19 protein-coding genes and 1 pseudogene are annotated in these 15,372 nt (G+C 43.7%); all 20 read right to left on the bottom strand.

The genetic code is table 11. The features are described from left to right. Nucleotides 1-56 precede the first annotated feature (56 nt). Nucleotides 57-305 carry a hypothetical protein gene (locus AAIH57_RS01670; RefSeq protein WP_175396186.1) on the bottom strand — a complete coding sequence of 83 codons (249 nt, stop codon included), beginning with the start codon at nt 303-305 and terminating at the stop codon, nt 57-59. 111 nt (nt 306-416) lie between these two features. Beyond that, entirely contained in the window at nt 417-1,172 is a 756-nt protein-coding gene (locus tag AAIH57_RS01665; RefSeq protein WP_430020320.1) for an acyl-[acyl-carrier-protein] thioesterase, read from the bottom strand. 68 nt (nt 1,173-1,240) lie between these two features. Beyond that, nucleotides 1,241-2,098 carry an AraC family transcriptional regulator gene (locus AAIH57_RS01660; protein WP_175396184.1) on the bottom strand — a complete coding sequence of 286 codons (858 nt, stop codon included), beginning with the start codon at nt 2,096-2,098 and terminating at the stop codon, nt 1,241-1,243. Between the two features lie 102 nt (nt 2,099-2,200). Next, on the bottom strand, nt 2,201-2,749 hold the full coding sequence (locus tag AAIH57_RS01655) for a glutathione peroxidase (protein WP_430020319.1): 549 nt from the start codon (nt 2,747-2,749) through the stop codon (nt 2,201-2,203). 93 nt (nt 2,750-2,842) lie between these two features. Continuing rightward, entirely contained in the window at nt 2,843-3,478 is a 636-nt protein-coding gene (locus AAIH57_RS01650) for a hypothetical protein (protein WP_430020318.1), read from the bottom strand. A 207-nt stretch (nt 3,479-3,685) separates the two neighbouring features. Further along, nucleotides 3,686-4,339 carry a GntR family transcriptional regulator gene (locus tag AAIH57_RS01645; protein WP_175396181.1) on the bottom strand — a complete coding sequence of 218 codons (654 nt, stop codon included), beginning with the start codon at nt 4,337-4,339 and terminating at the stop codon, nt 3,686-3,688. A gap of 155 nt (nt 4,340-4,494) precedes the next feature. Then, on the bottom strand, nt 4,495-5,499 hold the full coding sequence (locus AAIH57_RS01640) for a tyrosine-protein phosphatase (RefSeq protein WP_430020317.1): 1,005 nt from the start codon (nt 5,497-5,499) through the stop codon (nt 4,495-4,497). 49 nt (nt 5,500-5,548) lie between these two features. Further along, a complete protein-coding gene (gene phnE / locus AAIH57_RS01635; RefSeq protein WP_430020316.1) occupies nt 5,549-6,388 on the bottom strand; it encodes a phosphonate ABC transporter, permease protein PhnE in 840 nt (279 codons plus the stop codon). Next, nucleotides 6,385-7,176: a phosphonate ABC transporter, permease protein PhnE gene (gene phnE / locus AAIH57_RS01630; protein WP_175396179.1), complete on the bottom strand. Its 792-nt coding sequence runs from the start codon at nt 7,174-7,176 to the stop codon at nt 6,385-6,387. The genes phnE (AAIH57_RS01635) and phnE (AAIH57_RS01630) overlap by 4 nt, the downstream gene beginning before the upstream one ends. Nucleotide 7,177: 1 nt before the next feature. Further along, on the bottom strand, nt 7,178-7,945 hold the full coding sequence (phnC, locus tag AAIH57_RS01625; RefSeq protein WP_430020315.1) for a phosphonate ABC transporter ATP-binding protein: 768 nt from the start codon (nt 7,943-7,945) through the stop codon (nt 7,178-7,180). A 32-nt stretch (nt 7,946-7,977) separates the two neighbouring features. Continuing rightward, nucleotides 7,978-8,898 carry a phosphate/phosphite/phosphonate ABC transporter substrate-binding protein gene (locus tag AAIH57_RS01620; protein WP_430020314.1) on the bottom strand — a complete coding sequence of 307 codons (921 nt, stop codon included), beginning with the start codon at nt 8,896-8,898 and terminating at the stop codon, nt 7,978-7,980. 442 nt (nt 8,899-9,340) lie between these two features. Continuing rightward, a pseudogene (locus AAIH57_RS01615) lies at nt 9,341-9,648 on the bottom strand (GNAT family N-acetyltransferase). Nucleotides 9,649-9,739: 91 nt separating this feature from the next. Continuing rightward, nucleotides 9,740-10,207, bottom strand: coding sequence for an AAA family ATPase (locus AAIH57_RS01610; RefSeq protein WP_430020313.1), 468 nt, complete (start codon nt 10,205-10,207; stop codon nt 9,740-9,742). A gap of 18 nt (nt 10,208-10,225) precedes the next feature. After that, on the bottom strand, nt 10,226-11,107 hold the full coding sequence (locus AAIH57_RS01605) for a methyltransferase domain-containing protein (protein WP_430020312.1): 882 nt from the start codon (nt 11,105-11,107) through the stop codon (nt 10,226-10,228). A 162-nt stretch (nt 11,108-11,269) separates the two neighbouring features. Beyond that, nucleotides 11,270-11,563, bottom strand: coding sequence for a GNAT family N-acetyltransferase (locus AAIH57_RS01600; protein WP_430020311.1), 294 nt, complete (start codon nt 11,561-11,563; stop codon nt 11,270-11,272). A 34-nt stretch (nt 11,564-11,597) separates the two neighbouring features. After that, a complete protein-coding gene (locus AAIH57_RS01595; protein WP_430020310.1) occupies nt 11,598-12,374 on the bottom strand; it encodes a class I SAM-dependent methyltransferase in 777 nt (258 codons plus the stop codon). A gap of 22 nt (nt 12,375-12,396) precedes the next feature. Beyond that, nucleotides 12,397-12,792, bottom strand: coding sequence for a VOC family protein (locus tag AAIH57_RS01590; RefSeq protein ID WP_430020309.1), 396 nt, complete (start codon nt 12,790-12,792; stop codon nt 12,397-12,399). Nucleotides 12,793-13,016: 224 nt separating this feature from the next. Next, nucleotides 13,017-13,574 (bottom strand): GNAT family N-acetyltransferase, encoded by a 558-nt coding sequence (locus AAIH57_RS01585; RefSeq protein ID WP_430021305.1) that lies wholly within the window; start codon nt 13,572-13,574, stop codon nt 13,017-13,019. Between the two features lie 65 nt (nt 13,575-13,639). Further along, entirely contained in the window at nt 13,640-13,891 is a 252-nt protein-coding gene (locus AAIH57_RS01580; RefSeq protein WP_430020308.1) for a hypothetical protein, read from the bottom strand. Nucleotides 13,892-14,241: 350 nt separating this feature from the next. Then, complete coding sequence (locus tag AAIH57_RS01575; RefSeq protein ID WP_413035210.1) at nt 14,242-15,324, bottom strand: Gfo/Idh/MocA family protein; 1,083 nt, start codon at nt 15,322-15,324, stop codon at nt 14,242-14,244. Between the last annotated feature and the right edge of the window lie 48 nt (nt 15,325-15,372).

Raw genomic sequence — 15,372 nt, 5'->3', positions numbered from 1 at the left:
ATAATATAGTAACATACATTAGTCAACAAACTATTTTATTTTCACCGAATATACATTTATTCTGAATCGGACTCCCGAAAATCGGCACGGTACTTCTCTTCGGTAGAAGAATTGCTCTTGGTCTGATCTTTATTCTTCTCTTCTTGCTGTTCCATATTCAGATCTTCCAAGGGAATGGGATCGACTGTCTGCTCTTCTTCAAACTGGTCAAGCAAACTTTCCTTCTCCGTCGGAAATTGCTCCGGATTATCGCGAGGATGTTCCTTATTCGATTCTTTATTATGACCCGAGATTTGATTTTTCATTCTTAAACGCCTCCTCTGGTTTCATTACCCTTTCTTTACCTTTTCTGCATGTCTTCTAAACACAGCAAAAAGACCAACCCGAATATTCGGGCTGGTCTTCACACTCTCTTATTAGGAAATGACATTCTCAAAACTAAGCTTGGCTTCAAAAATAATACTTTGCTCCTCTGCTCCAGATCGTCCGCGGATCCAGATGACCCCATCCACCGCTTTCGTACGTTCAACAACCAATTCTTCCTGCATCCGCATCTCCCGGTGATACGATATCTGCATGCGGGTTAGACGGTTATTAAGTTCTTCCGATGAGAGTGCATCACAACAAACGTCGGCGTATCTGGCATTATTCATATGCCCGTTACTGTCCGTGCTGCTATACCGAACCATTAGTCGATATTCTTCCTTTGTTTCCAGTGTTGGAGGAAAAGCCACTTTTTCCGGTGGTGCTCCCAACGATAAATCGGGATGCGACTTCACTTCCAAAGGTAGTGCCGAAGGTCTGAGGATCTTTCGTTTCTCCAGATCGACCAAGGCCCAGGAGGTCCGTGCCTCAGCTATTGGATTCCCTTTTGCATCGGTGAGAACATAGTCCCGGAGCCACATGACTCCTTTGTTTCCTTTATGCCAGGTTTGCAGACTCACGTCCTCTTCCAACCGAGCTTGGCGCAATATCGTCAAATCGGTTGTAATCAGCATCCAGCCCATTCCCTGATCCAGCATTTCCGATACGGTAATGCCCATACTGGCCAGATCACGGTCTGCTGCAAGCTGCATATGTTCGAGCAATGCCGAGGGTCGGTATAGAGACTTATAGTCTGCTTCGGATGATCCGATTCGGTAATTAAACGTATAGGGTAGTTCAGTTTCCATCAATTATACCTCCCTTGAGTCTGTGCCGATTGGAGATCGTTGTACGGGATTTTCAGTGCCGGGAATATTTACTGTGTTTGGTGCAAACGACTGCGATAAAGATCAGGTGCACAGCCCACGTTTTGTTTGAACATCCGACTGAAATGTGATAATCGCTTGAAGCCCGACAACCGACTTGCCTCGGTAACCGTGATTTCAGGTTGGAACTGAAATAGCAGTTTGGCCTGATTGATACGGCGGTCGTACAGATATTTAAATATGGTACTGCCTGTCATCTCTTTAAACAACCCGGCCAAATAAGGCTTGGACAAATGAAGCTCACTTGCCAGATCATCCAGTCCAATATCCTGCATATAGTGGGTATCCACATAACCCATGATGTGCTGCACATGCCTCTCCTTTTCCGAAGAAGGACGATGCTCCACCACAATGCCTCGGCAGATGCCGGCCACAAAATATAACAGATCACACAAACGAACGATCAGCCGTTCCTGTCTGAACTCGCCTGAATTCGCCGAAAGCTGATCCAAGTTCAGCAGCAGAGCTTCAAATTCCGAACGGGTGTCTCCCTTTAGATTGATTCGGCAGTTTCTCAACTCATCGAACGGCATAAGCAATTCACTGATTCGATCCGGATGAAGGCTTCTGCGGATGAGTGATGGATCAAAGTGCAGTGTCGTTCGTTCATACAATGCGTCAGGTATCGGATGTGCACGATGAAGGGTCATCCCATGCATGAGAATCAAATCACCCGGCTCGAGACTATAAACACGGTCTCCTATAATATAGGTACACTCACCTTCATGAAAATAATATACCTCGTAATGTGGATGAGAATGAAATCCGTCAGACAATCCGTTATTGTAAATACGTGTGGAACGATAACTGTATTCCAGCGGTGCATTAAAGTGCATGATGCGTGTCATATTTCGGCACCTCCTTTGGGAGAGGTTTTTCTTATTTAGAATAGAAGCCATGAACGTTACCGTACTTTACGGTGATGTCATGGCCCCTGCGAATGCTATGATTTACAAAAGTTGTTCGATGCTCGCCTCGACTGCATCCATCGAATCCACTGGTTCGAAGCGTTTGACCACTTGCCCTTCGGCATTAATCAGAAACTTCGTAAAATTCCACTTAATCGCATCCCCGTGCAACCATTCCGGAGCTTTATCCGCAACCATCAGTTTCAGCAGTTTGGCTTGCACATCCGATTCGTCAAACCCGGCAAATGGTCCTGATTTTTTCAGGTAGTCATACAGCGGGTGTGCCGTGTCGCCATTCACATCCATTTTGGAGAACATGGGGAATTTCACACCATAATTAATCTGGCAGAAGGAGGCTGCTTCTTCACTGCTCCCCGGCTCCTGCTCAGCAAATTGGTTACAAGGAAATCCGATCACCTGAAGACCCTGATCCTTATACTTATCGTACAGCTTCTGGATATCATCGAACTGGTGCGTATATTTGCATTTGCTTGCCGTATTCACAATCAGCACAGGCTTTCCTTCATATTGATAGAGCGGAAATCGTTCTCCGCTAGTTTTGGTAACCGTGAAGTCATAAATCGTTGCCATAAGTTTGGTGCACCTCGTTGTTATGTAGTATGTAGAAATAGAATGTTACGTGTTCTCTATTATATACGAAATAGAATCTGCTGTAATGAAAAACTAACGCAATGGATATACCAACTGGATTGGCTCTGTGTTCAGCCCCTCTTTGAACAAATAATTATGATCTGCCCCCACGACACAAAGAATTCTCTTCCCGGGATTGGAGTGACATGTATTTTTGACTCGCTGAATCATAATTTGATTACGAACGACCCAGCGGAAATTTTGAGCATCTGGGTTGACCTGGTTTAACCATTCGTACTTTCGTTTGGTCATTTCATCAAATTCAACCGAATTAAACGGTATGTTTCCCGCGTCATATGTATTCATTTGTTTCAAAAACCATTCATCATCTGTCTTCTCTAGTTCTTCACGCTGTACTTCGGAATATCCGATGAAGGGATCAAAGTTATTCCATACATCCAATTCAAACCAATCTATGGGCACGAATTCAATGTTGTATTCCTCGCATAATGGAAATATGAGCTCCCAGTATTCGCTTGCTGGCTCTCCCCAATACCCTTTATCTTCTTTATCCTGAATGTATTTCTTCCAGCTTAATGGATGTACTTCCCCACAGATGATATCCGGGTTAAATTCGGTAATTAGCGCTTCATACAGGGCTAGCGAACAATGATATTGTTCTCTCAATTCCGGATTATGAATGGTTCCCAAAAGACCAACGACAGTCATTTCCTTTACCCTCCCCAATAAAATAAGCTGCCCGTAAAGGCAGCCGTTTTTTTAGTTCACCAGGATTATGCAAAATGCTCAGTTATAAGACTTTTCCCTACCGGATTGAATGAATTTCTTCAAATCTCCCAGATAGTATAACAAAGAATTTTAACAGGAACAATGACGCAAAACGAGAACTCGTTCCCCTTGTCATAAGAAAAGAAGTTAAAATTGCCCGGTAGCCAACATACGTTCTCTGGTTATAAGAATAAGAGATAACACAACTTCTTGTGCTGCTCCGTAATCATTGTTTGATAAAGCATGCAAGGTATCCCGATTGATTCCGATTGCACTGTAATGTTTGATATGTGGTGTCTGCTTGAAGCGGACGATGGAATGCATATAAAGTTTATCCCGGAAAGAGTCGAATGTACTTAGCATCACCCCATTGTTCAAGGATTCAACGATCTCTCGCATGAAGAGAAATTGATGCTCGGTGTATAAGGGATAGTCATTCTTTTTCTCTGCTGTTCGCTGAACTTCAACATGAGCTGCAAGCGACTCAAGGTTCAGGTGGATCTCCCGGTTCGGGTTTTTCATCATTTCAAAGCAATAGAAGAGCATGGACTGAAGTTGTTCAATCAAATCAAGAAATTCCTTTCCGCGAACCTCCTTGACCAACACACCACGATTTTTGAGTGAGGTCACATAACCTTCTGATTCGAGGCGGGCGATCGCATGACGGATCGGTGTACGGCTCATTTGATACTCCTCAGCCAATTCGTTCTCTGAAAGCAGAGTTTCTGGCATCAGTTCTCCGCAAACCATTCGCTCACGCAGCATCATGTATGCTGTATCGACAAGCGATATTTTGTTCATATGATAATCCCTTTCTCCCATTGATAAGGTCTTTAATTGGACTTCTAACGTTCTCTACATATCACCCTATATTACCAGTCTTAGAAGAAGTTACGCAACCAAGCCGAGGGAAAGAAAGAGTCCAACACTGTATCCCAGCGTCCGGACTCCCTTTTCTAAATCAGATATTTGTTTTGAAGTGCTGTACGTTGCTCTTCGTTAATGCCAAGCCCCTCTGTAAGGTACAACTCGAATGATCCATAGTTTTCGTCGATTGCTTCAAGTGCAGCCTGTATAAAGGCAGCTTTCATCATTTCCGGAATCGCTCCCTGTATATCCGGCATTTGGTCCATGTATGCTTTGTAATCTTTATTGCTGCCTGAGAGGAAACGCTGCATGAGTCCGTCTACCGCGAGATTCGTCAGCTCGTAATCCTCAACGACCACATCCCGTGGCACGCCCAAGGTGAGCAGGATCAATGCACATACAACTCCGGTCCGATCTTTACCTGCGGCGCAGTGGAATAGTGAAGTGTCCCGGTCTTCTTTTAATAGTTCATGCAGAATGAGTGCACATTTGTCGGTATTTAAGATCATGGCTTTGTAGCCTGCATGCAGATCATGTCCAATCTTTTGCATCTCCTCCGGATTTGCTTCCGCCATAAATGGGATATTTGTGTTGATCGCTTTACCGATGGCAGGGCTTGGACGGCTGGCTACTTCAAACTCGCTGCGCAAATCACAAATCCAGTCAATGCCGAGGGCATCGGCCGTTAGCAGGTCCTGCTCACTGAGCTCATGGAGATCAGCCGATCGCAGCAGCATCCCCCAGCGGGTCGTCCGGCCATCTTCTGTGAGGTAACCGCCCATATCCCGGAAATTGATTACGCCATCTGTGTAAATCATACGATCGTTAATGGTAGATACCGAACCATCCTTAAATTTCACGTGATAAAAGTTGCGGCCAGGAGACAGCGTTCTCGTAAACGCTGACCCTATAGGATCGATTCGTACCTCCAGCAGCGTGCTGCTGATTTCATCGAATTCTGGCAGGATGGAATGATAGATGGCCTCTGCTTCTATGTCCTCTGTCATATTCCAGGCAAGCGTAATCCCGTTATTTTCACTGTATTTCGCCTGTACTAGTGGTCCTTGCTTCAAAAGTGGCTTAGATGTTGACATGATAACTCCTCCTCAAAATGGTCCTACTTCTGTATGGATGTTCGATTATTTAGTTCTGACGTGTTTTTAGCTTCATTTTGTATCGGTTTGCCACAAACTCAACGCTGAATACCATGATGAAAACGACCAATCCGACAAACAAAGCGGCTGCAAAGTTGTATGATTTCATTGCATGGGTCAATTCAAATCCAATACCCCCCGCGCCAACCGCGCCAAGAATGGTAGATTCAGCGATACCGCCTTCCAGCTGCAGCACGCACCAGGCAATAAAGGCTGTTTTTACTGTTGGCAAAATGCCCTGCATGACAATCTGCAGCCAGCTGGCACCGGTAGACCGCATCGCTTCAAGTACACCTTTGTCGATCTCTTCAAGCGACTGCGCGAATACTTTGACGAGCATGCCTGCCGCAGAAACGGCAATCGCGAGCACACCAGGGAGCGGCCCAAGTCCGACGGACACGATGAAGATGAGGGCCCATACAATGGTAGGAATCGCACGAAGCAAGGAAGCAGCACTTTGGATGATCCAGGCGACAAATGGATGAGGTGTCAAATTACTTGCTGCCAGAAAGGAAAGAAAGAACGCCACCACAATACCCAGTACCGATCCGAGAATAGCAACTTGCAGCGACTCAACGGCAGCCAGCAGAACATGCTGCCAGTCCGAGAAATCAGGAGGAAACATGGCCCCCATGTAGCCGCCAAGCTTGGTAAAGCCTTGCATAATCTTGGCATAGTCAAACTGAAGCTGAACGAGACTGAACACAAACAGCACGGCAATAAGCGGCAGACCGACAATCAGCAGCTTGCTCTTTTTCGGTTTAGGTGGCTCTGGCATGGAAGTATACAACGTCAAGGACGGTTTCGCTTCGTTCACCGGCATACTCATATGATTCGCTCCCTTACGCGATTGGTAATCGTTTCTACAATGAGAACGATAACGAGCACAAGCAGAACGGCCATGCTGGCTTCCTGATACTGAAACAGCTTCAATTTCGATTGCAAAATAAATCCGAGGCCTCCGCCTCCAACCATCCCCACAATCGTGGAGGCGCGTACGTTAATTTCAAAGTTGTACAAGCTCCAGCCGATAAACCCGGGTAAGAATTGTGGAAAAACGGCTTGGGACAACACTTGCAGATAACTCCCGCCAGCAGCACGCACGGCTTCTACCTGCCCCATGTCAATCTCTTCTAATACCTCGGCAAAGGAACGTGTAAGCATACCGATCGAAATCAAGATCAGCGACATCGTACCGACTACAGCCCCCAGTCCGAACGCTGCAACCAGGAGAATGGTCCAGATGATAACGGGAATGTTCCGAAACAGTGAAGTCGCAGCCCGGACAAATACTTGCAGGTAAGGATGCGGACTTGTGGTGGCCGCGGCCAGAAAGGATAGCAGCCCGGCTATCACTGACCCGATTACCATTGCTACCACACTCATATAAAGCGTCTGTAAGGCAGGTTCAATAAGTTGAGAAAGCGTTGAAAAATCAGGCGGAAGGAAGTCAACAAAGATAAACCGGAAGCTTTCGCCTACCCCAGTGAACAAAGCTCCAAATGAAAATTCCGCCCCGATCGAAGACCAGATGATGAGAGCAACCAGCACGATAAAGAACAATATCGTCTGCGCCCGTTTCATTTTTCGGGCAGACTGCAACTGTGCCGCATTCATGTCAGGCCGTCTCCTTCACTTTGGGATTAACCTGGTTGTAGATTAGCCGGATCATGTCGTCCGTAAGCTCTTCAGGTGTTCCGTCAAATACCTTGGATCCTTTATGGATGCCGATGATACGGGTCGCATATTTCTTCGCGATATCTACCTGATGCAGATTGCACAGGCAGGCAATGCCTTCCTCTTTACAGATCGTATACAAATAATGCATGATCGTCTCCGAGGAAGCAGGGTCCAGACTCGCGATGGGTTCATCCGCCAAAATCAAATCCGGCTTTTGGGAGAGCGCTCGCGCAATACCTACCCTCTGCTGCTGGCCTCCGCTGAGTTCATCTGCCCGCTTGTACATTTGCTCATGCAAACCAACACGATGCAGCATTCCCTTTGCAGCTTCCGTATCTTCCTTGGAGTAGAGGCCCAGGGCTCCCTTAAATGCATTCATGTAACCTAACCGGCCGTGAAGCACGTTGTGAAGTACAGACACGCGGGTGACCAGATTATATCCCTGAAAGATCATTCCCATATGGCGGCGCAATTCGCGGAGCTTTTTGCCTTTGATGCCCATGGTTTCGCTGCCTTTAAACCGAATCTTTCCGTTTGTAGGCTCGATCATGCGGTTCAGGCTGCGCAGCAGGGTGCTCTTCCCCGCGCCACTCGGTCCAATGACAACAACAAACTCTCCCGGATTGATCTGCAAATCCAAGTTATCCAGCGCCTTGGTCCCATCCGGATATACCTTGGATAATCCTTCCACTTGCAATAGTGTCATATTAAAATCCTCCTCATCTTTGTTGCTTAACCTTATTTGCTCAGCAGCTCCTCAGGAGACATGTCCAGATCCTTGGCGACTTGACGAATAGGATCGAAGTCACTGTCACTGCCTTCTACAAAACGGGCTGCACCGACACTTTCCAGAAACTTGGGATTTTTCGTATCGTACTCCAGCATCAGTTCACGCAGTTGTGTGACCAGTTCCTCTGGCAAGTCTTGACGATAGAGCAATGGGGCTCCGCCAACGATAGGATCCGATTCGGCAATAACACGGAAATCTTCCTCTTTTACAAGTCCTGATTCTGCCATCATCGGCACCATGAGGCTTGACGTTCCGATCGCATCCGCATTGCCGTTTGCCAGCGCAAGCAGCGATTTGTCATGTCCACCGGAGAACGCTACGCTGCCGAAAAAGGAATCCAGTTCCTCATTTGTAAGGCCAAGCTCTTTCATCAATGTGGCACGCGGATACAGGTTTCCTGATGTGGATGCCGGATCGGCAAACAAAAAGTCTTTTCCTTTCAGATCTTCTACACTTTGATAAGGAGAGTCATTACGGACAAGGATTACGGTATTCGATTGCTGATCACTTTCAGAACGGACAAGCAGTTTTGCATCTGCTCGTTCGGTAGCGATGATGTATCCAAAGGGACCGATAAGTCCAATTTCAATTTTGCCTGCACGCAGGGCCTCGATAACCATGTTATAATCTTCGGCTACAAAAATTTCAGCAGGGATGCCAGTTGCTTCTGTAATGTCTGCTGCAAGCTGTTCCTGAGAACGGTTCATCTCGCCCTCTTCACTTGGCATAATACCGATTCGGATTACTTCCGGCATTCCGCCTTCACTGGAGCTAGAACTTGCAGAGGCTCCGCATCCGGATAGGATGACAAGCATAATTACAAGCGAAAAGATCAAGCTTTGATAACTTTTGCGTCTACTATTTTTCACAATGTATACCCTCCTGAAATTTGGTCGAGTCCATACCAGACTCTCTGGTACACAAGTAGGATACAAGTTGAATGTAAGAAGAATGATTTGGAAGATCACCAATTTTGTAAAACATTTAAGGGAATTAGTAACCATAAACATGTATAAATATACCAAAATGTAGGTTGTATTATATTTTTTTGGGAGGATAACACTTGTTCAAGTACTGAGGAAAATCACTGAGCTTCTTTCTTATGGGGGAGAGTTTTATAGCCGTAGCCTATGCCAATTTTCAAAAAAGGAAGCAGAAAATGTACTTTAAAAGATTTATAGTATTCATTTTCTGCTTGTTCAAATGGATTAAGGTTTACCATAACGTTGGCTTTTGGTTTGTAGGTTTGATGCTGAGGAAAGTTGATTTTTCGCATTATCATGAAGTTTATATTTTGTTTTTGAATACCTTTTATCTTTTTACAATTCCATAATAGACTAAATCTTCGTAGTGACTCTCTTTCTTCACATGGTCCCTTAAAATACCTTCCTGTATCATGCCTATTTTTCGAAGAACTTGTCCAGATGCCGGATTCGAGGATGCTGCTGAATCCAGGACAAGGCACAATCCACCGAGTATGGATAAGGCAGGGTAAGTGTGCTTTTATAAATATTGTAGTTGTTGCACAGCTCAGTGACGGTGGCAGCATCGGACTCATCAAACAATCTCAGGCATAGCCTTTCCGTAGTCAACGTTTGTTGAATGTCATCATACTGCATGGTATTCCCGCCCTTTTCGATAATTTCGTTCCGTTTGATCTTTATGATAATCAAGACAGGAGTACTTCAATTTTTTTATTATCCGTTAAGATCATAAGTTTCTGATCATAAGTTTCTGATCATAGTGTTGTAACCTTTTTTCAAAATCCACTCGATTTCTCTCGAAATCCCGTGTCCACGCATACATCATTTTTAACATTTGCCAGTCTGATTTGTAATGACTCTTTTCCAGCCCCAAATTTTGTTTGATAAATCGCAGAAAAATTCGGATTTTCCGTTTTCGCAAAGGTATATCCAGGAAGATGATCGTATCTGCCATATCCCATAAGCATCGGTAAGATTCTCGATCTGTCCCTTCAAATATCCATGGGCCCGAACGGTCAATGTCCTTAATCACCGCAACTTGTTCATCTGGTGTGCGTTTATTTCTTCCATGAGGTGTGTCGTGATGAACTATAGTATCCAGCTCATACCACGGTATGTTTAATTTTTGAGATAATTCCCTGGCCAATGTCGTTTTGCCGCTTGCCACAATACCAAGGATTAAGATCTTTTTCAATGATATCTCTCCTAAAAACTACGCTCTCTGAACCGTTCCGAATGAAATCTTCATACCGGGTGCATAAGATAACCAGGATTCACGGTTAAATTTCTTGGAGAACATGAGTTCAGCTTCATACTGCTCTCTTGCTTCTTCTGGCTGTAATTCTCTCGTTAATAAGCTGTCCATTATCTCTTCTTGATCACCTGGCTCCTGACCGATCCCTTCTTCTCTCAGTGAATCATATAAAGCGTTCTTGCTTTCCATATCCATGTTTTGATCAAAAAAGTTAACTTTATCACTCATTCGGCATTCCACATTGGTTAATCCCAATTGGCTCATGAGGATAGGCAGCCGCATGCCAATGTTTCCATCCTTCCCCGTACGTCTGTAGTCGTTCTCAAATAATTTTTGCAGAACTCCTAACTTAATCAATTCACTTTGTTCCGTACCTTCCAAATGACAGTTCGCCATATTACCAATCCAATGAGGTTCAAAACAGATCACTTTTCCTTGATCCTTAACACTTTCCATCATTTTCTGCAGGATGGTCACCGAGTTATCCATATGTAATAAAAAAGCATGACTCACGGCAATGTCATACTTCTGTTCTATATACGTATTTTCAATATCACATGATATAAATTCAGTCTGAAAGGGAAGATTAGCGAAAGTCTCCATTGCTTCTTTTATCAATTCATCTCCCTTGTCCAATCCCGTATAGCTCGAACCTGGAGGCAGCAACGGAAGGAGTTTAAGACCGAGATAACCGAACCCACAACCATAGTCAAGAACGCTTACAGGTTTGGTGATTTTCCATACACTCTTTACAAGAAATTGAAGATAATCATCATTATAATACAGCCCGCGCGTATTCCTCAGATATTCGATTTTGTTGTCCCAGTAGTATTCAGACATGATCTCATAACTCCTTAGGTTTGTTAATTTTTAAGATTAGCCCGGATAATTAGGAAGTCTTATCATGAATCGATCACTGTTTCTATTAAATTGGTACTGTTCGTATAATTCATGTGCATCTAACGTCCCGAGTAGCCCCATTAAATCTCTGAAACGATCCGATTACGTAATTACTTCAATTAGTTTCTTGCCAAGTCCCTGCCCCCTGTACTCCTCATGAATAAAAACATCACAAAGCCAATACATCGTCGCATCATCTGTAACAACCCTCGCAAATCCAACTTGAATGTCTGCTTGATAACTCCCATAACACGTTGAAGAGACGATAGACTTCTCAATGGTTTCATCAGATCTTTTATTCGCCCAATAGCTCCTAGCAAGAAAGCCCTTTATCGTAGGGATATCCAGCATTTCTTTGTTATCACTAATCAGATATTCTCCATATACAAAATCCATTGACCCAGCCCCTTCATGATACCGGTTTAGTTTCTTACGTTACTTTTTTTCCTAAAAATAAAGCAACTCTGTGATCTTTACTAATAGATCCACCCGATTTATCAATGGATTGTTTAATCCTGTTTAATAAAATATCCTTTTGTACTTCAGGAAGTTGTCTGTGCTTTGAATTCGTATTAAGCAATGATATATAATCTCTGCTTGAATATGTAAGGATTCGACTGTACTCCTTAACAATTATATCTGTAAAGATGCCCGTCTCTTCCGTAATTAGTCTTCTTTCATTTATGGTTTCTTCAGGTGTTTGAAACTTGGAATCGTCTAAGTGTGGTGCAAGCTCTCTGTAATGAGATCGAATTTCATTGTGGACTTCGTTGAACATCGGAACGTGTATGGTCCAAAAAAAGGCAATCGAGCCCGAATCCTCTAGAAGATCCCAAACCTTGCGATACCCAAACTTAGGTTCAATAAAATGAAATGCTGTACCTGAAACTGCCAACTTAAATGGAGCACCTTCACCATTCCACTCTTCAAAAGAGGTATTTATCACCTCAATTGAATCATAGGATTTGAATTTTTCTGAAGTGAACTGAGCTAATCTATCGCCATATTCAATACATGTAATATTTTTATAATTTCGATCAACTAAACCACCCGTTGCTTGACCAGTTCCACAACCGATCTCAAGAATTTTATCTTCTTTGACAACATTTGAATAATCAAATATATCGTTATACATTTCTTCCGGGTAGGTAGGTCTATATTTTTCATATTCGTTTGCAATTAAATTAAACGTCTCTTTGTTCTCCAATTGAAATCCCTCCCATTTCACCTCAATAAATTAGCTCACAATCGTGGTGTTCCCAAATATCGAATAAGTTACCGTCCATATCTTCAAATACAAAGAACTTTCCATACTTTCCTTCATCACTGATATTCCCGACTGTGACATCTTCTGATTTCAAATAGTTATGTAAGGATCGTATGTCATTCGTGAAAAATGTGATCACCCATCTTTTGGTGTTGCGAACTTCGAACACGGCTCTTGTATGATTCTCGCTTTGAATCAGATCTAAGATGGGCCTGTTATCCCTAAACAGACTTAGATAACCTTCTCTTTGATTTCTAATATTGAATCCAAAATGTGTAACAAACCAGACTGCGGATTTTTCTAAATCTGCAACTGGAATCACATTGTAGGCAATGCCTAGAATTTTTCCAACTTCCATTAAAGAAGCCTCCGATCCGTTTTAACTTTCTAGATCAATCCCTTTTAATTTAAAATATATTTTTCAACTGAAAGTGCTGCTTACCTTTTATTTTTTGATTTTTATAATATTCTAATGAAATAGCTATCTCATGATATATAACACAGCTTTCGATCTTGTCTTTCTTCAGTACTTTTCAAGTTCATGTAAGTGAAGTGTGATATTTCCTCCCGGTCTCAAATCTTTTATTTTACATCCCATTCTTCTCTCAATATTCCCATGCGAATCGAGTCATAGTATTGATCATTGTATAGGCGGCATTTTCGAAGTCTTCCTTCCACCTGCATGCCTAATTTCTCTCCAACCTTCATCATTCTTTCATTTCCTGACCATGTCGTTAATCCTATTCGGACAAGTGGAATCTTGTTGAACAAATATTCGATCCACAACTTTAATGCTGCTGTTCCATATCCACCATTCCAATAGGGGGGCTTGTATATTACAATCCCAATCTCCAGCCAATTGGACGGTTTATGTTCCCAATAATAATTCACTGTTCCAATCATTTCGTCATTCACTTCAATGATCATTCTGCTAGGTGGCTCATCGTCTCCTCTCATGTGTTTGCTCATATGTTCTTCAAATAAAGTAAAACTCACATGCTCTAATGGAAAGTATGGAGCGTCCCACTTCTTCCATTCCGGTTGTTTTTCACCGTATATCAACTCATATAATACAGGTAAATCTCTATCCTCTATTTCTCTGATTTGAACCTTATTATTTAGTACATTTGTTTCACTAATGATCATACAGCGTTAACTCCTCTTCTCAGTTCTGAAATATCTATGCAACAATTCAGGTCATTTCCCTACCTTTGCTTTCTGCTGATACTCCCCGGAAATCCGGAAACCAGCAGTATAAATCCTACAAAAAATAAGAAGTATACGAGCAATCCCGGACCGTTGTCATTCAGGGAAACCATTTCTCTTGCGTTCCCACCTGAAGCATATCCCGCTTCCACAATGGCTGCGGATATTCTTACTGAAATTCTCTCCATGGTTGCAATACATACACTTCCCAGCATCAAAGCTGAACCCAAAATCTTATTCGCATTATTCATGGGCATTCTCCTATTCCGAAAATTCATTTAAGAAGGGATGCATCTTGGCATTCATAAGTAAAATTTCATTGGACTCATTAAGAACGATCACACTAGCAGAACCGATAAACTTCATTTAAATCCCCCCTATAGCGGTTTATTAACGAATCTTCTATCTTAAAAATAAACACCCAATCTATGTAAATTCATTTCCACATATTAATTTTAACAGCACATCAACTTCATCCATAATAACCCATATAATGCCATTTGCGAAGAGATTCAACGGAAAAAGGCAACCCGCTCACAGGTCGCCTCTCCCTCAACATCCTACATGTCTAACACTCTATCATTTTATTTAAAATACCGCTTTACTTCGCGCCGCTGCTCCAGACCACTCTTTCGCTCATGGCTTTATGCTGTGCAATCAGACAAAGTTCGGCCGCCTTGAAGGCATGCTCCTGTGTCATTGCTTTTTCCGTCCGCTCCAGACAATCACGAATGAGGTCCCCGAAAAACGGATAACCAACCTTTCCTTTTACGCTGTAACGGTATTCGCCTTCATGGTTGACCAGATAGACCTGATCTCCTACAGGCTCTCTCGCCACATCAATATATTTCCGCAATTCAATGTATCCATCGGTTCCCAAAATTACAGTACGCCCATCTCCCCATGTCCCTAGACCATCCGGTGTGAACCAATCCACCCGGAAGTAGCCGGAGGCACCATTGTTGCCAATGAGGGATGCTTCGCCAAAGTCCTCGAGTTCAGGAAACTGTGGATGATGGAAGTTATGTACCCGACTGAACGCCACCTCCGCATCCGTGCACGAAGCAAACGTGAGAAACTGTTCGATCTGATGACTTCCGATATCGCAGAGAATGCCGCCATATTTTTCATGCTGGAAAAACCATTCTGGTCGTCCTGGTGCATTCAAACGATGCGGTCCTGTGCCCATGACCTGTACAACCTTACCAATGGCTCCCTGCTCAATCAACTGACCGGCATAGATCGCACTTTCCACATGCAGACGCTCACTATAATAGACCATGTATTTCTTCCCGGTCCGTTTAACCTCTTCCCTGGCACGTGTTAATTGATCCAGTGTGGTAAATGGGGCTTTGTCCGTAAAATAATCCTTTCCCGAGGCCAAAACTCTCATGCCAAGCGGCGCGCGTTCCGACGTAATGGCTGCTCCGGCCACCAGCTGCACCTGATCATCTGCCAGCACCTGTGCTTCTGAAGCTGCGGCCTGTGCCTGAGGAAACTGTTTGCGGAACGCCTCTACCTTGGCGGGATCCGGATCATATACCCATTTGAGGGTTGCTCCTGCCTCCACCAATCCCCCAACCATGCCATAGATGTGCCCATGATCCAGCGCTACAGCAGCAATGGTGAACTCACCAGGACCGCATACCACCTCTTTTTTAACACTCTTGGGTGCGTAAAACATGCCATCTTTAGCCACCTTATCTCCACCTTCCTTTTTCTATCGTAAATT

The sequence above is a fragment of the Paenibacillus sp. MABNR03 genome, assembly GCF_050455445.1.
Taxonomy (GTDB): Bacteria; Bacillota; Bacilli; order Paenibacillales; family Paenibacillaceae; genus Paenibacillus; species Paenibacillus xylanilyticus.
Note: the sequence above shows the minus strand (reverse complement) of the source record. Positions and strands in the feature narration are given on the sequence as shown.